The sequence below is a fragment of the Azospirillum sp. UENF 111221 genome (genome assembly GCF_058780625.1).
Genome location: NZ_JBSNCH010000005.1, coordinates 1,313,054 through 1,338,717 on the forward strand (window position 1 = coordinate 1,313,054; position 25,664 = coordinate 1,338,717).

Consider the following 25,664-nt stretch of genomic DNA (forward strand, 5'->3'; position numbering starts at 1 on the left):
CGAGCGCGCCTGAGTGAAACAGGGCGCGCGGTTCCGTCCACGGAGTACACCGCATGCCGTCAGTCCGCCTGCCGTCCTGGCGCCTCCCGTCCTGGCGCGGCACCCTGCTTGCCACCGTCGCCCTGATGTCCGCCAGCCTGACCGTTGCCGCGGCCCAGGCGCAGGACCAGCAGGCCAAGCGCTATCCCGCCACACTCGCCGGCCATGCGGTGTTGCCGGCCGACACGCTGGTGCAGGCGCCGGCCGATGCCGGTCCGCTGTTCGCCACCGCCGGCAAGTTCACCAATGCCGACCGCAAGCGCGTCGATGCCGTGGGCACCATCCGCGCCACATCCTTCGCCGCCGACCCGAAGGCTCCGCGAGAGACGGAAATCCTGCTGCCGGTCGCAGGCCAGGCGGTCCAGGGCTTCTCCGCCGTCGTGCCGCAACCGAATGGCGAGTTCCTGGCGCTGACCGACAACGGCTTCGGCAGCAAGGTGAACTCGGTCGATGCGCTGCTGATGGTCCACCGCGTCAAGCCGGACTGGCGGAGCGGCGCCATGCAACGGCTGGAAACGACCTTCCTGCGCGATCCCGACCGCAAGGTCCCCTTCGCCATTGTCAACGAGAACACCGGCAGCCGCTACCTGACCGGTGCCGATTTCGATCCGGAATCGCTGGTGGTCCAGAACGACCGCCTGTTCATCGGCGACGAGTTCGGCCCCTATATCCTGGAGCTGAGCCGGGACGGCGTGGTGATCGCGGTGCATGAGACGGTGATCGACGGCAAGCCGGCGCGCTCGCCCGACCATTACCGCAACAACGGCCTGCCGGCGGTGCCGGGCACCGTCAGCTTCGAGGTCCGCCGCTCCCGCGGGTTCGAGCCGATGGGCGTATCGCCGGACGGCAAGACGCTGTACCCGTCGCTGGAAGGCCCGCTGTGGAATGCCGCCGCCAATGCCTTCGAGAGCAAGGACGGCCGAGCGTACACCCGCGTCCTGGAGTTTGACGTCGCCAGCCGCACGTACACCGGCAAGTCGTGGAAGTACAGGCTGGAGGACAACGCCAACGTCGTCGCTGACATGGCGATGATCGACGCCGGCAGCGCCCTGGTGATCGAGCGCGACGACACCACCGAAGGGGCGAAGACCCAGGCCTGCCAGGGCGAAATCAAGCCGGACTGCTTCAACGCGCCGGCCGCCTTCAAGCGCATCTACAAGATCGACATCGCCGGGGCGGATGCCGACGGCTTCGTCCGCAAGGTCGGCTACATCGACCTGACCGACATTGCCGACCCCGACCACAAGGCCCGCGCCGACCAGGCGCCGGAAGGCCGCTTCGTCATGCCCCATCTCGGGCCGGAGGGGGTGAACATCGTCGATGCCGACCACATCGTCGTCGTCAACGACAACAACCTGCCCTATTCCACCGGCCGGACCATCGGCAGGGCAGACGGGGACGAGATGGCGCTGCTGTCGGTGGGCGAACTGCTGCGCGCCCGCTGACGGCTGACGGCTGACGGCTGAAGACTGACCGCTCGCTGAAACGTGAGGTCCGGGCAGGCGTTTTGCGCTTGTCCGGGCCGGATTGTCGGTCCAGTGTGGGCGGCCTTCGGCCCAATGTCCTTCGCGTTTCGGAGACCGCCCCCCATGCGCCGCCTTATGCGCCCCGCCCTGCCGTTCCTGCGTTCCGCCCTGCTCGCCCTGCCCGTTGCGGCGCTGGCGCTGTCCGCCGTCGCTCCGGCCCATGCGCAATCGGCGAGCTTCGACGGCAACCAGAAGGCCGCCATCGAGAAGATCGTCCGCGACTACCTGATGGAGCATCCGGAGGTGATCCTGCAGGCCGTTGACGCCATGCAGGAGCGCCAGAAGACGGCGGAGGCCGAACAGGCCCGCAAGGCGCTGACCGAGAACAAGCAGGAACTGCTCCGCAACCCCGCCGATCCGGTCATCGGCAACCCGCAGGGCGACGTCACGGTCGTGGAGTTCTTCGATTACCAGTGCGGCTACTGCAAGGCGGTGCAGGCCGACACCCAGTCGCTGATCAAGGGCGATCCCAAGCTGCGCTTCGTGCTGAAGGAATTCCCGATCCTGGGGCCGGCCTCCCTGGTCGCCTCCAAGGCGGCGCTCGCCTCCCGTGGGCAGGGCAAATATGTCGAATTCCACAATGCCCTGATGGCCCAGCGCGGCCAGCTGGACGAGGCGGTCATCATGCGGCTGGCCAAGTCGGTCGGGCTCGACACCGACCGGCTGAAGAAGGACATGGAATCGCCGGACGTGCTGAAGGTGATCGCCGCCAACCAGGCGCTGGCCGAGAAGCTGAGCATCCGCGGCACCCCCGCCTTCATCTTCGGTGACGAGCTGGTGCCGGGCGCCATCAAGCTGGACGACATGAAGCGGCTGACCGACGCCGCCCGTGCCAAGGGTTGAGGCGGATCGTTCGATGACCGGAATGACCGAGCGGGCCAAGCCGTCCATCGTCGTTTTCGACGTCGGGCAGGTGCTGATCGAATGGGATCCGCGGCATCTCTACCGCGAGCTGTTCGATGGCTACGAAGACCTGATGGAGGATTTCCTCGACGGGGTCTGCACCCCCGCCTGGAACCTTGAGCAGGACCGCGGCCGCCCCTGGAAGGATGCGGTCGCCCTGCTGACCGAAGAGCATCCGGATTGCGCCGAGCTGATCCGCGCCTATGACGACATGTGGGAACGCATGGTGCCCCGCCCGATCCCCGGCACCCCGGAGATCCTGGCGGAATTGAAGGCCCGCGGCGTCCCCGTCTATGCCATCACCAACTTCTCGGTCGACAAGTTCGAGCTGACGCGCAAGCGCTTCGACTTCCTGAACGGCTTCGACGGAATCATCGTTTCGGGTGCGGAACGGCTGGTGAAGCCCGATCCGGCGATCTATCGGCTGCTGACAGATCGTTACGGACTCGAACCGAAGGACTGCTATTTCATCGACGACAACCCCGACAATGTCGAGGCGGCGAAGTCGGTGGGCATGTCGGCGCACCTGTTCATGGGCGCCGAGGCGCTGCGGCGGGACTTGGAGTCGCTGGGAATGCTGTGACGCGGGGGAGCCGTTGCTCCCGCCGGATCACGTCGTCCAGATCACTCCGCTGCCGCCTCGCGGTCGGTGGCGGAGTTGAACGCGTAGGTCTTCCAGGTCGGCTCATAGCCGTCGTCGGCCTGATTGCCCCAGACCGACCAGTTGGGCCGGGCGCCGCGGGCGAACATCTCCAGATAGGGGCCGGGGCTGCACGCCTCGATCAGTTCATACTGCTCGTCGGGCTTGCGGCTGTGCTCCCGCTTGCGGCTTTCGATCAGATTGACCTGGGTGCGGCCGGGGGACAGCGTCCGGGCCTTCTTGCCACGCACACCGAACAGGATCAGTTCTGTCACGTTGCGGAAATAGAAGCCGACGCCGCGCCCGTCCGACCCGCCATCCTTGCGCACCTTGTGCCAGATCAGGTTGGTCTTGTACTCGAACCCCCAGCTGCGCATGACCTGCAAGCCTTCCGGCAGCAGGGCGTTGGGGACCCAGAGATAGAGATGAGCGGTCGGCGCGGCGATGTCGGCGACCGGCAGGGCACAGATGTCCTCCACCGTCATGGTGCCGTAGCGCGACAGGCGGCGGTGCTCCGGCGCCATCTTGCCGGTGCGATTGACGAAGCGCCAGGGCGGGTCCGCCATCACGGTGGCGAAGCGCCGGTCACCGGCGAAGGCCACCAGATTCCTGCGCCGGATCCGATGTCGTCTCCACCGTCTTGCTGTCGCCCATCGCTGCCTCGAAATCCTGAACAAATGCGGTACCGGAAGGGGTGCAAACTCGCACGGGGGGACAGCGCCGTCAATCCGGTCTGAACCGCGGAGCCGATGCTGTCACAGCCGCCGGTGCCCGCAATCCCGTCACTCCTCCTCGCCGGCCTCCGCCATGGCGCGCAGGGCGGCACGCTCGGAAACGTTGACGGTCAGCCCCTGGGTTTCCACGCCCACGGCCCGCAGCTTGGCCAGTGCCCGCGACAGGGTTTCCGGCTGCATGCCCAGGCGGCGGGCGATCAATGCCTTGTCGAAGGGAAGCTGGAACTGTGCCGGCCCGTCGCCCGGCGGGCAGACGCGCATCAGGAAGGCGGCGACCCGCTGCGGTGCCGGCTGGACCTGGAGCTGTTCGATCTGCGTCACCAGATGGCGCAGCCGGACGGACAACGACCCCAGCATGCCGAAGGCGATGCGGTCGTCCTCGCGCAGGCAGCGGGCGAATCCGTCGGCGGTCAGGGTCATCACGCGGGCGTCGGTCACCGCCTCCGCACAGACCGGGAATTTGCCGTCGGCAAACATGGCGGCCTCGGCGAAGCTTTCCGCCGGGCCGATGACATGCACCACCGCCTCCGTCCCGTCGCGGGTCAGGCGATACAGCTTCACCCAGCCGTCGAGCAGGACGAAGAAACGGTCGGCGGTCTCGTCCTGCAGAAACAGGGTGGTGCCGCGCGACACCGGCCGCACGATGGCGGCGCCGCCGAGCAGCGACACCGCACGGTCGGTCAACTTGGCGAACAGCGGGATCGCGCGCAGTGCGGCGGCGTCTTCCGCAGACAGGTTCGAATGGTTGACGGTCATGGCAGCTTCCCCTCCCCGCTTGACGACGGAATTGGTGTTGGTGGGGCCATCGGTGTCGCCATTGGTGTCACTATCGATGCCGATGAGGCCGCCATCCCGGTGCCGCGCAGCAGCATCCAACCATTGACGACGATCCCGGTGACGTCTGAGATCATCCCCGGCACCGATCCCACCAGACTGTTGTGCACGAACCAACAGGGCAAAGCCACCAGCATGGTGCCGCGGAAACGCGCAACCTGTGTTTGGTACCGGGCGAGGCTGATCAGCGCCATTCCCGCCGCGGCGAAGGCCGAGGGCAGACCGGACCAGGTGAGGGCCATCACCGTGGCGATCACCGGCAGAATCAGCAGATAGGCGATGCGGAAGGCCGGCCGGCCGCCGATCGCCAGCGCCGCCATCACCTGAAGCGCCGCAAGCCCGTTCAGCGCTGCCGCCGTCGGAGAGCCCACCATGGCGAAATGCAGGGCGAAACAGAGGCAAGGCACCAATTGCACCAGCAGCATGCCGGTACGGCTGCGGAAGAAGGGCCAGAGCATGCCGCCGAGCATGCCGCAAAAACCCACCAGCTGCGCCAGGGACCACCCGCCGCCCTCAGCGGCCGGAAGCAGGACGGTCAGCAGCTCGTTCATGCCGAATCGCGCCTTCGACAGCTTGGGGCGGCAGAAGAGAGGCCGGCAAGCCAGCCTGGACAAGCCGGCTGATTCACCAGCGCCGGCCGCCCCGGAGGGCGGCGCCAAAAAAGCAGGCGGGAGGAAACAGAAAGGAGCGGAGAAGACACACGCAACGAACAGCCGGGCCGAACTGGAGCCACGGCCGGATCACTCACGAGCCAGGACCGCAAAAGCAGCAGATTAAAAGACAGGAACGCACGGCGCACCCCAAAAGGGAGGCACCGTGCGCTGAAAGTCCGGACTCTCACCGGGAAGCCCGGAGCCAAAGCGGCTCGGGGCTTCGTCAGGCTTTTCAGCCAAGCGGAGCCGGCCGAGGCGGCGTGCATCCGGAGAGGACGAACGCCATACGGCCGAGGCCCGGATATTCCGGAGCCTTACAGGTACTCGACCTTGCCCGCTTCCGGACCCTTCTGGCCCTGGCGAACGGTGACGCGCACCTGATCGCCTTCCTGGAGGGTCTGCATGCCCGAACGGCGCAGCACGTTGACGTGGACGAAGACGTCCTTGCCACCGGTGCTGGGCGTGATGAAGCCAAAGCCCTTATCGGCATTGAACCACTTCACGGTGCCGTCGACTTCTTCGCCACCGGCGCCGCCGCCGGCATCGTAGCCGCCGCGGTCATAACCGCCACGGTCGAAGCCACCGGTCGTCCGCGGACGGGCCGAACGCTGAGCGGTCGACGTATCGACCGTGTGGATGGAGGCAACCTGCGGACCCTTCGGCCCACGGGCCAGGTCACAGGTGATGGTGGTGCCTTCGTCCAGCGCGTCGTAGCCGGCGGCCTGAACCGCAGAGACGTGCAGGAAGGCATCGGGCGAACCGTCCTCAGGCGACACGAAGCCGAACCCCTTGGTGGGGTTAAACCACTTCACGGTGGCGGTGACGTTGGACTTGGTGATCTCGGGAGCGCGGAAGCCCTGGCGGGGCGGGCGGTCGAACATGTGTCTTCAAGCTCATAGAGTGTGCCGAAAGTCTGTTGTCACAGGTATCCGATCCCAGGTCAAGCCTTCCAAAGGAAAGATGACCGAATCGCCGTTAATTGCCCCACCCCAGGCTCACGCTTCCCCACCCGCCGGCTCGTCGGCCGGGCGAAGGCGGCACCGAAGTGCCGCTCCGTCCCCGTCTCCGGCACTCCCGTACCGCGACCGGCGGCGCGAACTCGGACGGTTTATGCACGCCCCCCGTGCGCCGCGGTATCAGCCGGCCGACTGCTCCAATGTGGGATAGTCGGTGTAGCCGTGGCGGTCGCCGCCGTAGAAGGTCTTCTGGTCCGGTTCGGCCAGCGGGGCGTCGATGCGCAGCCGCTCCACCAGATCGGGGTTGGCGATGAAGGGCCGGCCGAAGGCGATCATGTCGGCATGACCGTTCGCCGTCGCCTCGATCGCCATGGCACGGTCATAGACGTTGTTGGCCATGTAGCGGCCCGTGTAGAGCCCGCGCAGTTCGGCGAGATCGCCGCCGAATCCGGGATGCGGGCCGCGGGTCACGCCCTCGATCATGTGCAGATAGGCCAGACCGTAACCGTTCAGGCGGCGGATCACCGGGCTGAAGGTGCCGACCGGGTCGCTTTCCTGGGCATCGTTGGCCGGGCTCAGCGGCGACAGGCGGATACCGACGCGGTCGGCCCCGGCCTCCGCCACCACGGCGTCCAGCACCTCGAACAGGAAGCGGGCGCGATTCTCGACGGAACCGCCATAGGCGTCGGTGCGCTTGTTGGTGCCGTCGCGCAGGAACTGGTCGATCAGATAGCCGTTGGCGGCATGCACCTCCACCATGTCGAAGCCGGCGGCCAGCGCATTGCGGGTGGCGCGGCGGTAATCCTCGACGATCCCCGGCAGTTCCGACACATCGAGCGCCCGTGGAGCCGGGATATCCTTAAAGCCGTCGACGGTGAAGGCCTTCATCTCCGGCTTGACCGCCGACGGGGCCACCGGCAGGGCGCCGCCCGGCTGCAGGTTGGGGTGGGAGATGCGGCCGACATGCCAGAGTTGCAGGCAGATGTGCCCGCCCTTCGCATGGACGGCGTCGGTCACCAGCTTCCAGCCCGCCACCTGTTCGGCGCTGTGGATGCCGGGGGTGTAGGCATAGCCCTTGCCCTGCGGCGAGATCTGGGTCGCCTCCGCGACGATCAGGCCGGCGGTGGCACGCTGGGCGTAATATTCGGCGTTCATCGCGGTCGGCACGCCGGTGGCGTTGTCGGTGCGGCTGCGGGTCAGCGGCGCCATGGCGATGCGGTTGGGCAAGCTGTAGCGCCCGATCGTCACCGGCTGGAACAGGGGGGCCGCGTCCTGGCTGTCCGTCATGTCCGATCCATTCTGCTGATTGGAAACTCGACAGGAAAGTGTGGCGCGCCATCGGCATCCGGCAAGGCTCCGCTGCACCGCAGCAACCCAAAGGGCGGCATGGCTGCCATACCGGGTCGGTCGCTCCAGCGGGACCTTTCCGGCTCTCCAGCGGTTATTCCCGGCAGATTTCCTTCAGAAAACGGGACCGCCGATGCAGCACCCGCCGTTACAGCACCCTTGGCCCGACCGCCTCTGGATCGTCCGCCACGGTGAAAGCGCCGGGAACGTCGCCCGCGACGCCGCGCACGCCGCCGGGCTCAGCCGGATCGACATCGCCGAACGCGACGTGGACGTTCCGCTCAGCCCGCTGGGCGAGCGGCAGTCCGACGCGCTCGGCCGCTGGTTCGCGGCCATGCCGGCGGTGGAGCGGCCGGACGTGGTTCTGACCTCCCCCTACCGGCGGGCGATGCGCACGGCGGAACGGCTGCACCAGTCGGGCGGAATGCCGGTCCACCCCAACGACTTCGTCGTCGACGAACGGCTGCGCGAGAAGGAATTCGGCGTGCTCGACCGGCTGACCACCGCCGGCATCCGCCAGGAATTTCCCGAGCAGGCCGAGTTCCGCCGCCTGCTCGGGAAATTCTATCACCGGCCGCCGGGGGGCGAGAGCTGGTGCGACGTGATCCTGAGGCTGCGCAGCGCGCTCGACACCGTCAGCCTGCATCACGGCGGCCGGCGGGTGCTGATCGTCGGTCATCAGGTGGTGGTGCTGTGCCTGCGCTACCTGTTGGAGAACCTGACCGAGCAGGAAATCCTGGCCATCGACGCGGCCGGCGACGTCGCCAACTGCTCCGTCACCGAATACCGATTCGACGCCCAGGCGGGCCCTCGCGGCGGACTGCTGCTGCACCGCTACAACTTCGTCGCCCCGCTGGAGGAGGCCGGCGCCCCGGTCACCGCCGAGCCGGATGCCGCCATCGCCGCGCGCTAAGCCGCCATCTCCATCACTTGCACCCGACGAGGAGGAGCGATTGGACGCCCCAGCCGAGGAAATCCCCGTCACCGCCGAGCTTCTGCGTGGCATGCCCCTGCCCCAGCCGGACGGTCACGGCGACAAGGAAACCCGCGGACGGGTGCTGGTGGTGGCCGGCAGCGTTCCGGTTCCGGGCGGCGCCCTGCTCGCCGGGATCGGCGTGCTGCGGGCGGGGGCCGGCAAGCTGCAGATCGCCACCGCAGCCAGCATCGCGCCCCATCTGGGCCTCGCCCTGCCGGAGGCGCTGGTCGCCGGATTGCCCGAGACCGCCGACGGCGAGATCGCCCCCGACTCGGCTGCGGTGTTGTCCGAGCGGGCCTCACGCTGCGACACGGTGCTGATCGGTCCGGGCATGATGAACGAGGAGGCCGTCGCCGACCTGACCGCAGAACTGCTGAGCCATCTTGAGGCGGGCGCGGACGGGCCGTGCTTCGTGCTGGATGCCGGGGCGCTGGCCGGGTTGCGCCGGAACGCGGCGGCGCTGCACCGTCATGAGGGCCGCGTGGTGATCACCCCCCATGCCGGCGAGATGGCCGGGCTGCTCGGCTGTTCCCGCGACCGGGTGGACGCCGATCCGCTCGGCTGCGCAAGACAGGCGGCTGACCGGTTGAAGGCGGTGGTGGCGTTGAAGGGAAGCTGCACCCGCATCGTCGCCCCGGACGGCCGCGCTTGGGCCTACCGCGGCGGCACGGTGGGGCTGGCGACCTCCGGGTCCGGCGATACGCTGGCCGGGATCGTCACCGGCCTGCTGGCACGCGGCGCCAGACCGGAACAGGCCGCAATCTGGGGCGTCTACCTGCATGGCGAGGCCGGCAACCGCCTGACCCGCCGCATCGGCCCGCTGGGCTTCCTCGCCCGCGAACTGCTGGCGGAGATCCCGGCGGTGATGGCGGCGCTGGCGAGCGAATCGGATGGCCGCTGAGCCTTACCGCAGCGGGGCGCCGACACTGGCCGGGGCCGGTGCTGGAGCCGGCGGCAGGGCCGGGGTGGCCGGGGGCGACATGCTGCGGCGCGGCTGCGACGGCGCCACCTCGGCCGACAGGGCCGCGTCGCGGTCGCGGCAGCGGTCGACAACTTTCTGGCCGCAGGCGACGAAGCCCAGCTCCTTGTTCAGGCAGACCCGCACCTCCGACACGTCGCGGCGGGAGCAGATGACCGCCACCCCTTCCGCCGTCAGGCCGGGATTGGCGTCGAGGAACAGCCGCTCGACCTGGGTCGCCGGCACGGTCGGGCCGGGCGCCCTGATCGTCTCGGGAATCGTCACCTTGGCCGCTGCGGCGCGCAGCTTGGCGAAATAGTCGGCCGCGGTCAGGCCCGAGCATGTCCCGTGCTTGCGCCATTCATGCATCATCAGGCCAACGCTCGGCATCACCGGCATGGTCTGGTCCACCACCGTCTTGGGCAAATTGCGGTCGCGGGTGCAAGTGGCGGGATAGCTGCCGTCATTGTACTGCGGCCACAGGCCATGGACGACGAAGCCGTATTTCCGGTCGCCGCACTGATCGGGATCGGGACCGTTCCTGTCGCGGGCACAGTAGGTCGGCGTCCAGGACAGCGACAGGATGTAGTAATCGAAGGTCCCCGGCTCCGCCCGCCTCTGCGCCCAGGAAGGGCTTGCGGTGAACAGTCCGGCAACCAGGACGGACAGAATGGCGGCGGCGGCATTTCGCATGACGGTCTTCCCCCAGGGATGTGCTTCCCTGCGTTGCATACCATGGAAGGATGTTTCTGTCGCGGGGTCTCGACGCCGGCATCACCCGGCCAATTCTCACTGTGCCGAACGTTTGCGCGTTCCGTCCCGGCAGAGGGTATAGTGACCGGCATGTTCACCCTGTCCGCCCCGATTCTGCTGCGCGCCTATGCCGCCGGCATCTTCCCGATGGCCGAAAGCGCCGAATCGCGGGAGCTTCACTGGTTCGACCCGGAACGCCGCGGCATCCTGCCGCTGGACGGCTTCCATGTGGCGCGCAGCCTGCGCAAGACGCTGCGGCGCTGTCCCTTCGAGCTTCGCTTCGACAGCGCCTTCCGCGCGGTGATCGAGGGTTGCGCCGAAGCGACGGAAGAACGGCCGAAGACCTGGATCAACGACGACATCGTCCGCCTTTACGGCGATCTGTTCGACGCCGGCTTCGCCCACAGCGTGGAATGCTGGCGCGACGGCCGGCTGGTCGGCGGGCTGTACGGGGTGGCGATCGGCGGCGCCTATTTCGGCGAGAGCATGTTCAGCCGCGAGACCGGGGCCAGCAAGGTGGCGCTGGTCCATCTGGTCGCCCGGCTGCGCGCCGCCGGCTTCGCCCTGCTCGACACCCAGTTCGTGACCGAGCATCTCAGCCGGTTCGGCGCCGTCGAGATCCCGCGCAACGAGTACCGCCGCCGCCTTGCCGCGGCGATGGAGCGCAAGACCGACTTCCGCGGCGTCCACCAGCCGGCGGCGCTGGCCGAACTCCTCGAGTCGGCAGTCACGCCACCCGGCTGAATCGACGGGCTGACGGGGCATCCCGCCACCGGGGGTCATGCCCGGAAGCGCCGCCCCATGTACCCGCTCTACCCCGCCCGATCCGTTGTGCGCCGCAACGGGGACGGCCATCCTCCGCGCATCCACCGCCATGGCTGGAAGGCGCCCATGCGCTTCTGGAACGCATCCTGGATTTCGCCTGCCCTTCTTCTAATCCTGGCAGGAGTTCTGATCGGCGCACCGTTGCTGGTGCTGAACGGCTTTCCGCTGACCTTCGACGACACGCCGGGCTATCTGGAGCCGGCCTTCAACATCCTGCACCGGGCGGCCCAGCCCGCCTGGACGCCGCCGCCGGACCTGTCGCCGCACGGCCTGCCGTCGCCCAACATCTTCTTCCTGCGGCCCTTCGGCTACATGCTGTTCCTGCTGCCCTTCGCCGGCGGCTGGGGCGTCTGGCTGATCCCGCTCGCCCAGGGCATGCTGGCGGCGGCGGTCCTGCGCGCGGCCCTGAGTGCGGCGGGAGCACCGGACCGGCCGGGATTGTTCATCGGCATTGCCGCGGTGCTGGGGCTGACCACCAGCCTGTCGCTGCACGCCGCGACGATCATGCCGGACTTCCTGACCGGGCTGGTGATCCTGCTGGTCTATGTCGTCGTCGTCCGTTGGCCTACCCTGACCGCCGTTCAGCGGCTGCTGACCGTTGCGGCGCTCACTGGAACGATCGTCTCCCATCTCAGCCATCTGGCGATCCTGGGCGGGATGATCGTCCTGCTCGGGCTCTGGGCGCTGTGGCACGACCGCGCGATGCTGCGGTCGCTGGCCTGGGGGGTGCTGTTGCCGATGGTGTTGGCGGTCGGGCTGCTGACCGGCTCCAACCTGCTGACCGCCGGCCGGCCGGTGCTGTCCGAAAGCTCGCCCGTCTTCCTGCTCGCCCGGCTGATCGGCGACGGTCCGGCGCGCGACTATCTGGCAGAGGCCTGCCGCAACCGCGATTACCTGCTGTGCGGCAGCCTCGATGTGCTGGACCGCAGTGCGCCCGGCTACGTCACCTCCGACTATTTCCTCTGGCATCCCGACGGCGCCCGCCGCCGCTTCGGCGACCAGCCCCGCTTCGTGGCGGAGGCGGCCGAGATCGCCCACAACACCATCGCCAGCCGTCCGGCCGCGGTCGCCGAACATGGGCTGGCGAATGCCGCCGGCCAGTTCGTCGAGGTCCAGCCCGACGACACCCTCAACGACCCTGTCAAGCCGCTGACCCGCCGTCTGTTCAGCCGTTTCCCGTCAGCGGTCTATGCCGCCTTCGACCGGTCGCTGCAAACGCAGCAGCGCTTTCCCCGCGACGGGCTGGCGCTGGTCCAGGATCTGTCGCTGTCGCTCGGCGTTCTTGGGCTGGCCGCGCTCGGGCTGGGGCGCTGGCGGCGCGTCGACAGGCGGGTGCGGATGCTAATTCTGGTGATCGGCATCGGGCTGACGCTGAACGCCGCCGTCACCGGCGGGCTGTCGGCCGTCCATGACCGCTATCAGAACCGCGTGATCTGGCTCGTGCCCTTCGCAGCATTGGTTCTGCTCGCGACGGCCCGCAGCCGCGACCCTTTGCCTGCCGGCCGGACGGGGCGCACCGGATTGGGTCAGCCGACCGGGTGGAACACGCCGCCGGGCATGGGCACCGGCACCCCGGTAGTCGCCGGCAGGCTGAGCGGCAGCCCCAGCCTGCTGCGCACGGCGAGGTAGCCGAAGGCCTGCGCCTCCAGCGCGTCGCCGTCCCAGCCGACCGTGTCGGCCGGTTCGACGGGCACGCCCAGCCGGTCGGCCAGCATCGCCATCAGCGTGGCGTTGTGGCGCCCGCCGCCGCAGACCAGCCAGCGCACCGGCGGCGCCGGCAAATGGGGCACGACGGAGGCGACCGATGCGGCGGTGAAGGCGGTCAGGGTGGCCGCACCGTCCTGCGGCGACAATGCCGCCACCGGCGCCGGGTCGAAGGCGTCGCGGTCCAGCGACTTGGGCGCCGGACAGCCGAAATAGGGATGGCCCATCAGTGCTGCCAGCGCCGAGTTCGTCCACTTGCCCCGCCGCCGCCAGCGCACCGCCGGCATCGAAGCGGCCAAGCCCATGGCGCAGCACCCAGTCGTCGATCAGGGCATTGCCCGGCCCGGTGTCGCAGGCGATCACCTCGGCCTCTCCCTCCTGCGGGTCGGGACCGATCCAGCTGACATTGGCGACGCCGCCGATGTTGAGGACGGCGAGCGGGCGCGGCAGCCCATGGGCCAGCGCCCGGTGGAACAGCGGAACCAGCGGCGCGCCCTGCCCGCCCGCGGCGACGTCGGCGCTGCGCAAATCGTTGACCACGGCGATGCCGGTCGCCGCGGCCAGCCGGGCACCGTCGCCGATCTGGCAGGTCAGGCGCCGGCCGGGATCGTGATGGATGGTATGGCCGTGGAAACCGATCAGCTCGACCTCCGCCGCCGCGACGCCCGCCTTGTCGAGCAGGCGGCGCACCGCGTCGGCATGAGCGTCGGTCAGGTCGCGCTCGACCTCCGCCACCGGCCCGCCGCTGACATCGCTTTTGCCGAGGCAGCCGCGCAGCCGGGTCCGGAAGCCGTCATCATAGGGGATGGTCAGGAAGTCCAGCGCCTCCACCCGGTCGCGGCCGTCGGTGCGCAGCAGAGCGGCGTCGATGCCATCCATCGACGTGCCGCTCATCAGGCCGACGACCGTGCGCAGCCCCTCCTTCGCTTCCATCATCCGCTCCGCATCCCCTGTGGCGATGCGGCGCACTCTAGCTCAGCTGAGCCAGAGCTGCAGCATCAGCCGCTCGCGGCTGGCCGGTGGGGTGGCGCGGTGGTAGCAGGAGGTGTCCTCCAGGAAGCCGGTGCCGGCAGGCCCTTCCACCACCAGGATGCGGTCGCGGTCGAAGTGGGTGAACAGTTGCTCGTCGCGGACGTTGGCGGAGCCCATCAGCATGCGCAGCGACTTGCCGTGATGGCTGCCGCGGACCAGCGCATGCTCCCCGGCGCCCGGCCCGACATCGGTCAGGTAGAACTGCGCCGAACAGAAATGAAAGTCGTGGACGTCGAAATGCCAGTCGATGGTCTGGCCCAACTGGCGGCGCTCGTCGTCGGTGGCGTCGGTGACGAAGCTCCAGAACAGGCGCGGAATGATCTTGGTGGCGGGGAAACCGAGGAACTTGCCGGCGCACTCCATCAGCAGCGGATCGCGGCAGACCCGGCGCACCGCCGGGCAGTCCAGCGGATCGGGGACGATGCCCATCACCGCGGGCGATCCATCCTCCAGCCGGCCCTTGCGGACGTCGTGGCGATAGAACATGCGGTCGTCGCGCAGCCGCCGCTGCAGGGGGGAGTGGGTGGCGAACTCCACCATCTCCTCGACCATCGACCAGGGCAGGTCGAAACCGAATGCGATCGAGTCGCGACGCAGGTCGCCCAGCGCGCGCTCCACCGTCTGGCCAGCGAACAGGGTGGCCGGCAGCGGAGGCAAGGCGATGGGCGGGCCGGCCGGCGCCCGCTGGCGCGACCGGGGAGACAGGCGGCGCAGGGCACTGTACCCACGCCGGACCGACTCGAACCGGCCCAGCGCATAGTGAAGCTCTCCGGCGACGAGGCGCCGGGCAATGTTCGCAACGTTCATGGCATGTGCATCCCTGGGGGCAGCCGAAGGACCAAAACCGCGGTGGGTTGCGCGGCCTCTGGTGCCGGAATGCACGAAGTGTAGGCAGGTTTGGGGCGATTCTAAAAATACCCTTGTGGCGTACGCCCACACGCCGCAGGAATAGCCGGGCCGGCGGAGCGTCTTCCCCTACGGTCCACGCCGGGAGAAAAAGCGCCCCGCCCTCCCGCTTACGGTTAAAGGGCCTGCACCGCCTTCAGAACCGCGGCGACATGGCCGGTGACCTTCACCTTGCGCCAGACGTTGCGCACCACGCCATCCTTGTCGATCAGGAAGGTGGCGCGGTCGATGCCCATGTACTTGCGGCCGTACATGCTCTTCTCGACCCAGGTGCCATAGGCCTCGCAGACGGCGCCGTCGGTGTCCGAAGCCAGCGTGAAGGTCAGCTCGTGCTTCGCCTTGAACTTGTCGTGGCTGGCGACGCTGTCCTTGGACACACCGATCACCACCGCATCGACGGCGGAGAAGTCGGGCAGCTGGTCACGGAAACCGCAGGCCTCCGAGGTGCAGCCCGACGTGTCGTCCTTCGGGTAGAAATACAGAACCACCGGCTTGCCGCGCAGGGCCGACAGCGTGACGCTGCCCCCGGCATCGGTCGGCATGGTGAAATCCGGGGCGGGCGTTCCGACGTCTACGGTCATGGCTGCTCGACTATCCTTCTTCTTGCCGGCCGGGAAACAGGGTCTCAGGCCGGAGGCGTGGTGGCGGGTGGGGCCAGACGGCCCGCCGGCTCCTCGACCAGGGCCTTGAAATGACCATGGGCGCGGGCGGCGACGGCACGGATTCTGTGGTCCAGCTCGGGGAAGTCAACAGTGCCAGGCTCACGCTCGCCCTGAAAGTCGGCGGGAAAGGCGGCGCGGACCAGCCCGGCCAGCAGGCTGGGCGACACCTGGTTGGGATCGAGCACCCCGGCGGTGGTCAGCCGCAGGAAGCCCTGCACCCGCCGCCACAGCCGCAGCGTCGTCTCCAGAATCCTCCGCCACCTCCGGCGCCAGCGCGCCAGTCCGGGCGGCGCAGCCCAGCGCCTTGGCGGTGCCGATGTGCAGGATGTCCGGCCGCTCGTGACCATGGCGCAACTGCAGGTACTGGGCGATGAACTCGATGTCGATCAGGCCGCCACGGGCGTATTTGACGTTCCAGACATTGGTCGTCCCGAACTCCTTCTCGATCCGCCGCCGCATGTCGGCCACGTCCCACAGCAGCCGGTCGGCATCGCGCGGCGCCGTCAGCACCGAGCGGATCGCCGCAGATACCCGCCCGGCCAACTCCGCATCGCCGCCGATCACCCGGGCGCGGGTCAGGGCCATATGCTCCCAGGTCCAGGCATCTGTCGCCTGATATTTCAGGAAGGCGTCCAGCGAGGTGGCGAGCGGCCCGGCATTGCCCGACGGGCGCAGTCGCATGTCGACCTCGTAGAGCCGGCCGTCGCCCATCGGTGCGGTGATGGCGTTGGTCAGACGCTGGGTCAGCTTGATGTAATACTCGTTGGGCGACAGCGGCTTGGTGCCATCCGAAAGACGGGGACCGTCCCCCGGTGCCACGTCGTAGATGACGATCAGGTCGATGTCGGACGTGATGGTCAGCTGCCGGCTGCCCAGCTTGCCCATCGCCACCACCACCCAGGCGCCGCCGGGAATATGGCCATGGCGCTGGGCGAACTCCTCCTCCACCCGCCGGGCGAGGTCGGGGACGACGATGTCGGCCAGATCGGCCAGGAAGGCGCCGCAGCGGTCGCCGTCGGTGATGCCGCGCAGGATATGGACACCGGCGCGGAAACGCTGGTCGTTGGTCCAGCGCCGCGACAGGGTCAGCGCATCCTCGAAATCGCGGGCCGCCGCCATCACGCGGGCATGGTCGTCGGCCAGCCCATCCTCTCGACCCGGCAGCGGGTCGAAGAAGTCGGGCGACAGCACGGCGTCGAGCAGCGACGGGTTGCGCGACAGGGTCTGCGCCATTTGCGGCGCGATGCCCATGATCTCCGCCACCAGCTCCAGCAGCCAGGGATTGGCGACGAACAGGGAGAACAGGCCGACGCCGGCCGGCAGCTTGCCAAGGAAATCGTCGAAGTTCATCAGCGCCGAATCGGGGGCCGGCGTCTTCGCCAGCGCGCTCAGCAGGGCCGGCGTCAACTCCGTCAGCAGCTCGCGCGCCCGGCCCGACCGGGTGGCGCGGTAGCGGCCGCGATGCCAGGCCGACACCACGCTGATGACGCGGGCCGGGTCGGCGAAGCCCATGCCCGTCAGCGTCTCCACCGTGCCGGGATCGGGGTCGGTGCCGGTGAAGACCAGATTGCCGGGACCGGACAGCGACGGCGCCTCCTCGAACAGCTCGGCATAGCGGTCCTCCACCTGCCCCAGCGTCGCCAGCAGCTCCGCCCGGAAGGCGGTGGGGTCATCATAGCCGAGGAAGGTGGCCAGATGCGCCACCCCGGCATCGTCGGCGGGAATACGGTGGGTCTGCTGGTCGTCGATCATCTGGATGCGGTGTTCGACACGGCGCAGGAAATGATAGGCCCCGGCAAGCTCCTCCACCGTCTGCGGCGGCACGCGGCCGACGTCGCGCAGCGCCTCGTTCGCCATCAGGGTCGGGGCGATGCGCACGCGCGGGTCGCGCCCGCCGAAGATCAGCTGCTGGGTTCTGGGCGAAGAACTCGATCTCGCGGATGCCGCCGCGGCCGACCTTGATGTCGTGGCCGTTGACCGTCACCTCGCGGTGGCCCTTGTGGGCGTTGATCTGGCGCTTGATCGAATGGATGTCCTGGATGGCGGCGAAATCCAGGTTGCGCCGCCATACGAAGGGCTCGAGGAATCGGATGAAGGAAGCGCCCGCCTCCGGATCGCCGGCGATGGGACGGGCCTTGATCATCGCCGCGCGTTCCCAGTTCTGCCCGACGCTGCCGTAATAAATTTCGGCCGCGGAGACGGAAACCGCCAGCGGCGTGGCGCCGGGGTCCGGCCTAAGCCGAAGGTCGGTGCGGAAGACGTAGCCGTCCTTGGTCCGTTCATCCATAATGCGGACAAGATCGCGTGCGAGCCTGATGAAGGTTCGCGCGAGGTTGTCCGGCTGGGGCGTCTGCACAACAGCGTCGTCGTACAGGACGATCAGGTCGATGTCGCTGGAATAGTTGAGTTCGCGCCCGCCAAGCTTACCCATGCCCAAAACGATCAGGCCCGAACCGACCCACGGTCGCTGCGGATCCGGCAGCGTCAGCGTCCCCGCCTCCCCGGCGCGGCGCAGCAGGAAATTCGCGGCCAGTTGGACCCCCGTCTCCGCCAGCTCCGACAGGGCGCCGGTGACGCGGAACAGCGGCCAGACGCCGGCGATGTCGGCCAGCGCGATCAGCAGCGCCGCCCGCCGCTTCGCCACCCGCAGGCCGGCCATCAGCCGGTCCATCGACTTTTCCTCATCATGCTCGGCATGGAGGGCGGCGATCAGCGCGGCGAAGCTGTCGTCGAAGCCGTCCTGCATTGTACGGGCGACGAAGGGCAACTCCCGCGTCAGGCTGTGGCCGAGATACGGGCTGTTGCCGCAGACCGCCCCGATCAGCGCCCGGCCGGTCTCCGATTCGGCGAAGGCCTCCGCCCAGGCGCGGGTCTCCGGCTCCGCAGCGGCGGCATGCTGGCGCCAACGCTCCATCCCCAGCGCCGCCTGCGCGCTGTCGAAGGGCTTCGGCAAGGGGCTTGAGAACGCGATGGGACTCGGCATGACGGCGGTCTTTCCTGCTCAAAACATGTGCAGAAAGCTGCACGTCTCGGACGGGAAGGTCAATCGGGCCGATTCGCCCTCTCTTGCTCATGGCGTCCGATGATCCGGCGCACCGCGAAGATCATCGGCTTGACGCTGACCGGGATCGGCGCCATTGCGCTGGCGGCCGGCGGGCTGTTCGCCTGGCGCCTGTCGCAGGGGCCGGTGGCGCTCGACCCGCTGATCCCCTATGTCGAACGGGCACTGAGCGACCGCGACGGCCGTTTCCAGGTCGATATCGGCGAACTGGTGCTGTCGCTGGAGGAAGAGGACGGGCTTGAAGCGTCGGGCCGCCGTCTCGACCTGCGCGCCCGGCGGGTGCAGGCGCTGAATGCCGACGGGACGGAACTGGCCGCGGTGCCGGAGATGGGCATCGGCTTCTCCATCCCGGCGCTGTTCCGCGGCACGCTGTCGCCGACGCGCCTCGATCTGGTCCGGCCGCGCCTGTCCGTGCTGCGCCGGGCCGACGGCAGCCTCGCCTTCGACGTGCGGTCGGACGCGCAGTCCACCCGCAAGGCAGACGACGGCGGCCCCGACCTGATCGATGAGGCTCTGGAAAGCCTGCGCCGCCCGCCCGACATCGACCGGCCGCTGGGGCTGCTGCGCCGGCTGTCGGTGACGGGAGCCGACCTTCGGGTCGAGAACCGCATGCTCGATCTGGCCTGGCACGCCACCCGCGCCGACATGGTGCTGACCCGCGATGCCGAGGGCGCGCAGGGCCGTGCCCGCGTGACGCTGGACCTCGGCAATGCGGGCGGAACGGCGCCACAGCGCGCCGTGACCGTCTCGGCCGCCGGCCGCTACAACATCGCCGACACCACCAGCGACCTGACTATGTCGGTCGACGGGCTGGAGCCGGCGGCAATCGCGGAGTTCGGGCCGGCCCTGGCACCGCTGTCGGCGGTGAAGCTGCCGCTGTCCGGCACCGTCACGGCGCGCCTCGACCGCCGCTTCGAGCCCCTGACGGTCGATCTGAACCTGCGCAGCGGCGCCGGCATCGTCGCCCTGCCTGCGCTGCGGCCGGAGCCGGTCGCCGTGCAGAGCCTTTCCTTGCGCGGCAAGCTGGACGTTCCGGGCCGGCGCCTGCGGGTCGAGGATTTGTCACTGAAGGCAGGATCGCCGGACGGCGGCGAACCGCTGGCGTTGAGCGCCCAGGGCCAGCTGGCCGAATCCGACCGCGGCCGCGACCTCCAGGCCCGCCTGTCGCTGACCGCCGGTGGACGCACCGCCGGGCTGGAGCTGTCGGGACAGCAGGGGGTGGACAAGGTCGGCCGGGCAACCGCGCGGCTGACCGGCCTCGTCCCCGCCGCGTTCGCCGATCTCGCCCCGGTGCTGGCGCCGCTGAAGGCCGCGGACCTGCCGCTGTCGGGCACGGTGGAAATGGCCTTCGATCCGTCGCTCCAGCCGATTTCCGGCAAGGCCGACATCACAGCCGACCGCGGCCGGCTGCTGCGGCCCGACCTGTTCGAAGGGCCGGTGCCGGTGGACAGGGCCCGGCTGCGCCTGCATGGCGACCGTGACCGCATCGAGCTGGACGGATTCGACGCCGTGCTGGGCGAGGCCGGCGGACCGCAGCCACGGGTGGAGGCCACCGCCACCGCCCGGCGCCAGGGCAACCGCATGGCGGTGGAGACGCAGGCGACCGCCAGCGGCGTGGCGCTGGACGAGCTTCGCCGCTACTGGCCGAAGATTGCCGGTCCCAACGCGCGCGAGTGGGTGACCCGCAACCTGTCGCACGGAACGGTGACGCAGGCGCGGGCGGAGGCGGCGCTGTCCGTGCCGCTCGATGGAACGGGGATGCCCGAGCAGACCCGCTTTCTTGCCACCATCGCCGGCGAGGACATCAACGTCCGCTATTTCCACAACCTGACGCCGGTCACCGGCGCCAGCGTGGAGGCGACGACCGACGGCAAGACCTTCACCGTCCTGACCAAAGGCGGCCGGATCGCCGATGCGAAATCGGGCGACATCGAGGTCGGCGAGGGCAAGGTGGTGATCGGCGGGCTGGACATCGGCAAGGAGACGATGGACATCCGCCTGCCGGTGCAGGGACCGGTGCGCTCGATCCTGACCCTGATCGACATGCCGCCGCTGGGCTATCCCACCAAGCTGGAGATGGACCCGGCGCGCACCCAGGGCACGGCCGAGGCGAAGCTGCATTTCGCCTTCCCACTGCTGGCCGACCTGAAGGTGGAGCAGCTCGACCTCGACGTGACGGGCAAGCTGCGCAAGGTGGCGGTGGAGAAGGTGGCGGCCGGGCTGAATGCCACCGATGGCGAGCTGTCGCTGGCGCTCGACCTCAAGGCGATGCAGATCAAGGGTGCCACCAAGCTGGACGGCATCCCGGTCACCATCGACTGGAACGAATCCTTCGACAGTGCGGCCAAGGGCCCGCGCACCCGCATCGCGGTGAAGGGTGACGCCACCGCCGACGATCTGCGCGCCCACGGCATCGATCTGGAAGACCGGGTGCAGGGCCCCTTCGGCGCCGACATCCTGTTCACGGTGGACCGCAAGCACAAGCTGCTGCTGACCGGCAACTTGAACCTGGAGAAGACCCGGCTGTCCATCGAGGAACTCGGCTGGGCCAAGCCCGCCGGCAAGCCCGGCACCGGCAAGCTGACGCTGGAGTTCGACAAGGACCGCCCGACCCGCATCAGCAACCTGACCGTCGATGCCGGCGGACTGAAATCCGTCACCAACCTGGAACTGGCCGACGGCGGCAAGCGGGTGGCGCGGGTGCAGACCCCCAGCTTCAAGCTGGGCCAGACCGACCTGCGCGCCGACCTGACCGTGCTGCCCGCGCTGAAGCCCGGCGGCCCGGCCGGTGGTTATGCCGGAACCATCACCGGCACCAGCCTGGACGCTCGCGGCCTGACCGGCAAGACGCCGTCCGGCGAGGGCGCGGTTACGCCGCCCAAGAAGCCGCCGTCCCCCGCCGACGACGGCCGCAAGACCCCGCTGGACATTGCCATCAAGTTCGACTCGGTGGTGTTCGGCGACGGCCGGCGGCTGCGGCAGGTCGCGGGTTCCATGAAGCGGGACACCACCGCCTGGACCCTGCTGGACCTCACCGGCCGCAGCGAAGGCGGCGGCGTGTCGCTGAAGTGGCGGCCGGGTCCGCAGGGTGTCTACGACCTTGCGATCAACGCCGAGGATCTGGGATCGGCCCTGCAGGCGATGGACCTGAACGACCGCATGCGCGGCGGGCGGCTGACCCTGACCGGCCGGTCGGCGGAAGCGCGGGCCGATGCGGCCATCGTCGGCAAGGTGGAGATCCGCGACTACACCCTGATCGACGTGCCGGCGCTGGCGCGCATCCTGAACGCCATCTCGCCGTCCGGCTTCGCCGAGCTGCTGGGCGGCGGGAAGGGCGTCAATTTCGGCCGCATGTCGGCGGATTTCCGCAAGGAGGGCCGTCTCCTGACCCTGAAAGACCTGCGCACCTCCGGTTCGGCGCTCGGCCTGACCTTGGAGGGACAGATCGATTTGGAGACGGAAACCGCCAACCTCCAGGGCACCATCGTCCCGGTCTATGGCCTGAACCGCCTGATCGGCCAGAATCCCGCTGCTGGGCGACGTGCTGAGCGGCGGCGAGGGCCAGGGCATCTTCTCCGCCACCTGGCATGTCCAGGGCCCGCTGTCCGACCCGGACGTGTCGGTCAACCCGCTGGCGGTGCTGGCGCCGGGCTTCCTGCGCAACCTGTTCTTCCTGGGCGGCGACGGCACGCCGACGCCGGACACCAGACCGCCGCCGGAGGCGCACACACGGTGAAGGACAGGGGCGCCGGCAGTTGTCTGCCGGCGCCCCTCCCCTGCAAAGCCGTCAGCCCACCTTCACCAGCGCGTGGCGCTTCTTGCCGGCGCTGAGCTTCACCACGCCGTCGGCGTTCAGGTCCGCCGCGGTCGCCTTCACCGTCTCGTCGGCGATCGGCCCGTCGTTCAGCTTGGCCCCGCCGCCCTTGATCAGGCGGCGCGCCTCGCCCTTCGACGCGGCCAGACCGGCCGACACCAGCAGGTCCACCACCGGCAGGCCGGCTTCCAGATCGGCGCGGGCGACCTCGATGCTCGGCAGCCCCTCTGCCGCAGCCCCTTCCTCGAAGGCGCGGCGCGCGGTCTCGGCAGCCTCCAGCGCGGCCTCCTCGCCATGGGCGAGCTTCGTTACCTCGTTGGCGAGGATCTTCTTGGCCTCGTTGATCTCGGCGCCCTGCAGGCTTTCCAGCCGGGCGACCTCGTCCAGCGGCAGTTCGGTGTAGAGGCGCAGGAAGCGGCCGACGTCGGCATCCTCGGTGTTGCGCCAGTACTGCCAGAAATCGTAGCTGCTGAGCTTGTCGGCGGTCAGCCAGACCGCGCCGGCCGCCGTCTTGCCCATCTTGGCGCCGGACGAGGTGGTCAGCAGCGGCGTGGTCAGGCCGAACAGGTCGGCACCGTCGGTGCGGCGGCCGAGTTCGACGCCGTTGACGATGTTGCCCCACTGGTCCGACCCGCCCATCTGCAGGGTGCAGCCATGGCGGCGCTTCAGCTCCACGAAATCGTAGGCCTGGAGAATCATGTAGTTGAATTCCAGGAAGGTCAGCGGCTGCTCACGGTCCAGCCGCAGCTTGACCGACTCGAAGCTCATCATCCGGTTGATGGTGAAATGACGGCCGATGTCGCGCAGCAGCGGGATGTATTTCAGCTCGTCCAGCCAGTCGGCGTTGTTCACCATCACCGCGTCGGTCGGCCCATCCCCGAAGCTCAGGTAGCGGCCGAAGATCCGCTTGATGCCAGCCATGTTGTTGGCGATGACCTCGTCGGTCAGCAGCTGGCGCGCCTCGTCCTTGCCCGACGGGTCGCCGATCTTGGTGGTGCCGCCGCCCATCAGGACGATCGGCTTGTGGCCGGTCTTCTGCAGCCAGCGCAGCATCATGATCGGCAGCAGGCTGCCGACATGCAAGCTGTCGGCGGTGCAGTCGAAGCCGATATAGGCGACGATCGGCCCCTTCGTCGCACGCTCGTCCAGCGTAGCGAAGTCGGTGCACTGGTGGATGAACCCGCGATCCTGAAGGGTGCGCAGGAACTCCGAGGCGGGAGCCGAGGGGGTGGTCGTCGTCATGGCCGCAATCCGGCTGTCGTTGGAATGAAGGGCGGAGAATTCCCGCGGTCTGTTAGCACGGAACGGCCCCTGCCTCAATGCGGCGCCCCCGGTCGCCATGGTTGGAACCGGCCCGCGGGACGGCCCATTCTACCGCTCAAGCATCGCTGCACCGCCACAAGTCAAAACCCTGAGCAGGGGCCGGGCATTTCGTGGAAATCCGCTCCAAACGCAATTGACATTGATTCGCAAAACAGCAGTCCCGGCCTGACTGTATTTTGGGCAGACCGCCCGGCACCAATTGATAGTGACTATCAACTACATCTTTGTTTCAAAGGGAGATTTTTATTGTGCGAGTCCTTCTGCTGTGCCAAGGTGCGACAAATCGTCTATTTCGGAGTATCGCATCATGCAAGGCGATCAAGGGGTCCTGGACCGTTTGAACAAGCTGCTCACCGGTGAACTGAGCGCGGCCGACCAGTATCTGTCCCATGCCCGCAGCATGGAGGACATGGGCCTCAAGGCGCTGAGCGAGCGCATCTCGCACGAGCGGGTGGAAGAGCTGGAGCACGCCGACAAGCTGATCCGCCGCATCCTGTTCCTGGAAGGCACGCCCGACGTCGCCAGCCGCGACCCGATTCACATCGGCAAGACCGTGCCGGAGATGATGCGCAACGACCTGACCCTCGAATATGAGGTGGTGGCCGCGCTCAAGGAGGCAATCGCCTATTGCGAGCAGGTGAAGGATTACGACACCCGCCGCATCCTGCTGGAACTGCTGGTCGACACCGAGGAAGACCATGCCCACTGGCTGGAACAGCAGCTTGGCCTGATCGACATGCTCGGCCTGCAGAATTACCTGCAGTCGGCCATGGGCGGCTTCCCCACCTGAGCGGAGGACGGATCATGAAGGGCAACAGCGACGTTATCGTCCAGCTTCAGATCGTCCTGAAGGACCAGCTGACGCAGATCAACCAGTATTTCCTGCACGCCCGCATGCTGAAGAACTGGGGCGTCAAGGCCCTGGGCAAGTGGGAGTATCACGCCTCCATCGAAGTGATGAAGAGCGCGGACGAGATCATCGAACGCATCCTGTTCATCGAGGCGATCCCCAACCTCCAGGACCTCGGCAAGCTGCACATCGGCGAGGATGTGCCGGAGATCCTGTCCAGCGACCTCGCCGCCGAGCGCGAGGCCCGCGACCGCATCGCCCACGCCATCTCCGTGTGCGAGGAGAAGGCCGACTACGTGTCGCGCGACGAGCTGTCCGAACTGCTGGAAGAGTCGGAAGAGCGCATCGACTATCTGGAAACCCAGCTGAGCCTGATCGACGACATCGGTCTGCCCAACTACATCCAGTCGGCGATGGGCGAGTTCAAGGACTGAGGTTGAGCGGGGGCTGACTCTGCGAGGAGCGCCCCCTCAAACCCGCCCACTCAAGCCCGCAGCAAAATCTCTTCCGCCAGCGCCTGCATTTCGGCTGCCGCCTGGGTCTTGCGTGCGGCCTCCGTCACCGAAAGCCCGGTCATCAGCGTGCCGGCATAGGCGGTGCGGTTGCCGACCTGCGCCGTCGCCAGTTCCACCGCCGGCGGCGCGACCAGCTCATGCACCCTGCCGACCAGTTCGTCGGCGATGCGGGCGCGCGGCGGCACCCGGTTCAGCACCAGCAGCAGCCGGCGCCTCTCCTGCGCCGCCAGATCGATGGTCGGATGCACCGCCCACAAATCCATCGGGCTCGGCTGCACCGGCGCCACCACCAGCGTGGCGGCGCGGACGGCGATGCGCGCTTCGGTCTGGGCATGGGGCGGGCTGTCGATCACCACGATGTCGTGGGAGCGGGCCAGCTTCTCCACCTCGGCCTGGGTGCGCCAGCCGGTGATCTGCACATGGGTGAAGCCGGGTTGACCGCCGGTGGCCTCCGACCGCACGGCATGCCAGCGGGTCAGGCTGCCCTGCGGGTCGATGTCCACGGTGGCGACCTTGTAACCGAGCTGCGCCCAGGCAATGGCGAGGTGGGCCGCCAGCGTGGTCTTGCCGGCGCCGCCTTTCTGCTGCGCCACGGTGAAGACCTTGCCCGTCATGCCCGCACCCATCATGTTGTGTTGGTTGATTGCGCACTC

At 68.5% G+C, this 25,664-nt stretch carries 21 protein-coding genes and 2 pseudogenes; 10 read left to right on the top strand and 13 right to left on the bottom strand.

Going from position 1 to position 25,664, the window contains the following annotated elements; genetic code table 11:
- Window positions 1-53 precede the first annotated feature (53 nt).
- From ACWPN3_RS20765 to ACWPN3_RS20775, 3 genes are all read left to right on the top strand, one after another.
- Window positions 54-1,484 (top strand): esterase-like activity of phytase family protein, encoded by a 1,431-nt coding sequence (locus ACWPN3_RS20765; RefSeq protein WP_492241004.1) that lies wholly within the window; start codon window positions 54-56, stop codon window positions 1,482-1,484.
- A gap of 144 nt (window positions 1,485-1,628) precedes the next feature.
- On the top strand, window positions 1,629-2,408 hold the full coding sequence (locus tag ACWPN3_RS20770; RefSeq protein ID WP_492241005.1) for a DsbA family protein: 780 nt from the start codon (window positions 1,629-1,631) through the stop codon (window positions 2,406-2,408).
- 13 nt (window positions 2,409-2,421) lie between these two features.
- On the top strand, window positions 2,422-3,051 hold the full coding sequence (locus tag ACWPN3_RS20775; RefSeq protein WP_492241006.1) for an HAD family hydrolase: 630 nt from the start codon (window positions 2,422-2,424) through the stop codon (window positions 3,049-3,051).
- Between the two features lie 41 nt (window positions 3,052-3,092).
- Here ACWPN3_RS20775 and ACWPN3_RS20780 read toward each other — a convergent pair whose 3' ends face one another.
- The 5 genes from ACWPN3_RS20780 to ACWPN3_RS20800 all read right to left on the bottom strand — a co-directional run bounded on the left by ACWPN3_RS20780 (window position 3,093) and on the right by ACWPN3_RS20800 (window position 7,572).
- Window positions 3,093-3,710: an MT-A70 family methyltransferase gene (locus tag ACWPN3_RS20780; protein WP_492261717.1), complete on the bottom strand. Its 618-nt coding sequence runs from the start codon at window positions 3,708-3,710 to the stop codon at window positions 3,093-3,095.
- A 180-nt stretch (window positions 3,711-3,890) separates the two neighbouring features.
- The gene (locus ACWPN3_RS20785) at window positions 3,891-4,598 is read right to left on the bottom strand and encodes a Crp/Fnr family transcriptional regulator (RefSeq protein ID WP_492241007.1); all 708 of its coding nucleotides are present in this window, start codon (window positions 4,596-4,598) and stop codon (window positions 3,891-3,893) included.
- Window positions 4,595-5,227, bottom strand: a complete 633-nt coding sequence (locus ACWPN3_RS20790) for a YgjV family protein (RefSeq protein WP_492241008.1) — start codon at window positions 5,225-5,227, stop codon at window positions 4,595-4,597. The genes ACWPN3_RS20785 and ACWPN3_RS20790 overlap by 4 nt, the downstream gene beginning before the upstream one ends.
- Window positions 5,228-5,643: 416 nt before the next feature.
- The gene (locus ACWPN3_RS20795) at window positions 5,644-6,210 is read right to left on the bottom strand and encodes a cold-shock protein (RefSeq protein ID WP_109445593.1); all 567 of its coding nucleotides are present in this window, start codon (window positions 6,208-6,210) and stop codon (window positions 5,644-5,646) included.
- Window positions 6,211-6,465: 255 nt separating this feature from the next.
- On the bottom strand, window positions 6,466-7,572 hold the full coding sequence (locus tag ACWPN3_RS20800) for an alkene reductase (protein WP_492241009.1): 1,107 nt from the start codon (window positions 7,570-7,572) through the stop codon (window positions 6,466-6,468).
- A 193-nt stretch (window positions 7,573-7,765) separates the two neighbouring features.
- Here ACWPN3_RS20800 and ACWPN3_RS20805 point away from each other — a divergent pair, with 193 nt between their 5' ends.
- The gene (locus tag ACWPN3_RS20805) at window positions 7,766-8,545 is read left to right on the top strand and encodes a histidine phosphatase family protein (protein WP_109445589.1); all 780 of its coding nucleotides are present in this window, start codon (window positions 7,766-7,768) and stop codon (window positions 8,543-8,545) included.
- A gap of 40 nt (window positions 8,546-8,585) precedes the next feature.
- A complete protein-coding gene (locus tag ACWPN3_RS20810; protein ID WP_492241010.1) occupies window positions 8,586-9,509 on the top strand; it encodes an NAD(P)H-hydrate dehydratase in 924 nt (307 codons plus the stop codon).
- Window positions 9,510-9,512: 3 nt separating this feature from the next.
- Here ACWPN3_RS20810 and ACWPN3_RS20815 read toward each other — a convergent pair whose 3' ends face one another.
- Window positions 9,513-10,259: a ribonuclease T2 family protein gene (locus ACWPN3_RS20815; RefSeq protein ID WP_492241011.1), complete on the bottom strand. Its 747-nt coding sequence runs from the start codon at window positions 10,257-10,259 to the stop codon at window positions 9,513-9,515.
- Window positions 10,260-10,409: 150 nt separating this feature from the next.
- Here ACWPN3_RS20815 and aat point away from each other — a divergent pair, with 150 nt between their 5' ends.
- Window positions 10,410-11,063 carry a leucyl/phenylalanyl-tRNA--protein transferase gene (aat, locus tag ACWPN3_RS20820; RefSeq protein ID WP_492241389.1) on the top strand — a complete coding sequence of 218 codons (654 nt, stop codon included), beginning with the start codon at window positions 10,410-10,412 and terminating at the stop codon, window positions 11,061-11,063.
- Window positions 11,064-11,120: 57 nt separating this feature from the next.
- Window positions 11,121-12,773 (top strand): hypothetical protein, encoded by a 1,653-nt coding sequence (locus ACWPN3_RS20825; protein WP_492241012.1) that lies wholly within the window; start codon window positions 11,121-11,123, stop codon window positions 12,771-12,773.
- Here the strand turns inward: ACWPN3_RS20825 and ACWPN3_RS20830 are convergent.
- The 5 genes and pseudogenes from ACWPN3_RS20830 to ACWPN3_RS20850 all read right to left on the bottom strand — a co-directional run.
- Window positions 12,671-13,784 (bottom strand): annotated as a pseudogene (locus ACWPN3_RS20830) (anhydro-N-acetylmuramic acid kinase). The gene ACWPN3_RS20825 and the pseudogene ACWPN3_RS20830 sit on opposite strands and share 103 nt — an antisense overlap.
- A gap of 39 nt (window positions 13,785-13,823) precedes the next feature.
- Window positions 13,824-14,687 carry a phytanoyl-CoA dioxygenase family protein gene (locus ACWPN3_RS20835; protein WP_098739165.1) on the bottom strand — a complete coding sequence of 288 codons (864 nt, stop codon included), beginning with the start codon at window positions 14,685-14,687 and terminating at the stop codon, window positions 13,824-13,826.
- 215 nt (window positions 14,688-14,902) lie between these two features.
- Complete coding sequence (gene bcp / locus ACWPN3_RS20840; RefSeq protein WP_109445579.1) at window positions 14,903-15,367, bottom strand: thioredoxin-dependent thiol peroxidase; 465 nt, start codon at window positions 15,365-15,367, stop codon at window positions 14,903-14,905.
- 180 nt (window positions 15,368-15,547) lie between these two features.
- Entirely contained in the window at window positions 15,548-17,326 is a 1,779-nt protein-coding gene (locus ACWPN3_RS20845; RefSeq protein ID WP_492261718.1) for a [protein-PII] uridylyltransferase family protein, read from the bottom strand.
- Window positions 17,327-17,414: 88 nt separating this feature from the next.
- Window positions 17,415-18,431, bottom strand: a pseudogene (locus ACWPN3_RS20850) (bifunctional [glutamine synthetase] adenylyltransferase/[glutamine synthetase]-adenylyl-L-tyrosine phosphorylase); the annotation flags it as partial.
- Between the two features lie 99 nt (window positions 18,432-18,530).
- Here ACWPN3_RS20850 and ACWPN3_RS20855 point away from each other — a divergent pair.
- Complete coding sequence (locus ACWPN3_RS20855) at window positions 18,531-22,340, top strand: YhdP family protein (protein ID WP_492261719.1); 3,810 nt, start codon at window positions 18,531-18,533, stop codon at window positions 22,338-22,340.
- Here the strand turns inward: ACWPN3_RS20855 and tyrS are convergent.
- A complete protein-coding gene (tyrS, locus tag ACWPN3_RS20860; protein WP_109445573.1) occupies window positions 22,297-23,565 on the bottom strand; it encodes a tyrosine--tRNA ligase in 1,269 nt (422 codons plus the stop codon). The genes ACWPN3_RS20855 and tyrS overlap by 44 nt on opposite strands.
- Before the next feature lie 388 nt (window positions 23,566-23,953).
- On the opposite strand from tyrS, the gene bfr (ACWPN3_RS20865) reads away from it, so the two are divergent.
- Window positions 23,954-24,436: a bacterioferritin gene (gene bfr / locus ACWPN3_RS20865; RefSeq protein ID WP_109445571.1), complete on the top strand. Its 483-nt coding sequence runs from the start codon at window positions 23,954-23,956 to the stop codon at window positions 24,434-24,436.
- 14 nt (window positions 24,437-24,450) lie between these two features.
- The gene (gene bfr / locus ACWPN3_RS20870; RefSeq protein WP_109047945.1) at window positions 24,451-24,930 is read left to right on the top strand and encodes a bacterioferritin; all 480 of its coding nucleotides are present in this window, start codon (window positions 24,451-24,453) and stop codon (window positions 24,928-24,930) included.
- 50 nt (window positions 24,931-24,980) lie between these two features.
- Here bfr (ACWPN3_RS20870) and parA read toward each other — a convergent pair whose 3' ends face one another.
- A complete protein-coding gene (gene parA / locus ACWPN3_RS20875; RefSeq protein ID WP_492241017.1) occupies window positions 24,981-25,625 on the bottom strand; it encodes a ParA family partition ATPase in 645 nt (214 codons plus the stop codon).
- Window positions 25,626-25,664: the final 39 nt, after the last annotated feature.

What these genes read in the sequence shown, in the direction of transcription:
- ACWPN3_RS20765 (WP_492241004.1), top strand. Translation starts at nt 54, where the DNA reads ATGCCGTCAGTCCGCCTGCCGTCCTGGCGCCTCCCGTCCTGGCGCGGC.
- ACWPN3_RS20770 (WP_492241005.1), top strand. Translation starts at nt 1,629, where the DNA reads ATGCGCCGCCTTATGCGCCCCGCCCTGCCGTTCCTGCGTTCCGCCCTG.
- ACWPN3_RS20775 (WP_492241006.1), top strand. Translation starts at nt 2,422, where the DNA reads ATGACCGGAATGACCGAGCGGGCCAAGCCGTCCATCGTCGTTTTCGAC.
- ACWPN3_RS20785 (WP_492241007.1), bottom strand. Translation starts at nt 4,598, where the DNA reads ATGACCGTCAACCATTCGAACCTGTCTGCGGAAGACGCCGCCGCACTG.
- ACWPN3_RS20790 (WP_492241008.1), bottom strand. Translation starts at nt 5,227, where the DNA reads ATGAACGAGCTGCTGACCGTCCTGCTTCCGGCCGCTGAGGGCGGCGGG.
- ACWPN3_RS20795 (WP_109445593.1), bottom strand. Translation starts at nt 6,210, where the DNA reads ATGTTCGACCGCCCGCCCCGCCAGGGCTTCCGCGCTCCCGAGATCACC.
- ACWPN3_RS20800 (WP_492241009.1), bottom strand. Translation starts at nt 7,572, where the DNA reads ATGACGGACAGCCAGGACGCGGCCCCCCTGTTCCAGCCGGTGACGATC.
- ACWPN3_RS20805 (WP_109445589.1), top strand. Translation starts at nt 7,766, where the DNA reads ATGCAGCACCCGCCGTTACAGCACCCTTGGCCCGACCGCCTCTGGATC.
- ACWPN3_RS20815 (WP_492241011.1), bottom strand. Translation starts at nt 10,259, where the DNA reads ATGCGAAATGCCGCCGCCGCCATTCTGTCCGTCCTGGTTGCCGGACTG.
- aat (WP_492241389.1), top strand. Translation starts at nt 10,410, where the DNA reads ATGTTCACCCTGTCCGCCCCGATTCTGCTGCGCGCCTATGCCGCCGGC.
- ACWPN3_RS20825 (WP_492241012.1), top strand. Translation starts at nt 11,121, where the DNA reads ATGTACCCGCTCTACCCCGCCCGATCCGTTGTGCGCCGCAACGGGGAC.
- ACWPN3_RS20835 (WP_098739165.1), bottom strand. Translation starts at nt 14,687, where the DNA reads ATGAACGTTGCGAACATTGCCCGGCGCCTCGTCGCCGGAGAGCTTCAC.
- bcp (WP_109445579.1), bottom strand. Translation starts at nt 15,367, where the DNA reads ATGACCGTAGACGTCGGAACGCCCGCCCCGGATTTCACCATGCCGACC.
- ACWPN3_RS20855 (WP_492261719.1), top strand. Translation starts at nt 18,531, where the DNA reads ATGATCCGGCGCACCGCGAAGATCATCGGCTTGACGCTGACCGGGATC.
- tyrS (WP_109445573.1), bottom strand. Translation starts at nt 23,565, where the DNA reads ATGACGACGACCACCCCCTCGGCTCCCGCCTCGGAGTTCCTGCGCACC.
- bfr (WP_109445571.1), top strand. Translation starts at nt 23,954, where the DNA reads ATGCAAGGCGATCAAGGGGTCCTGGACCGTTTGAACAAGCTGCTCACC.
- bfr (WP_109047945.1), top strand. Translation starts at nt 24,451, where the DNA reads ATGAAGGGCAACAGCGACGTTATCGTCCAGCTTCAGATCGTCCTGAAG.
- parA (WP_492241017.1), bottom strand. Translation starts at nt 25,625, where the DNA reads ATGACGGGCAAGGTCTTCACCGTGGCGCAGCAGAAAGGCGGCGCCGGC.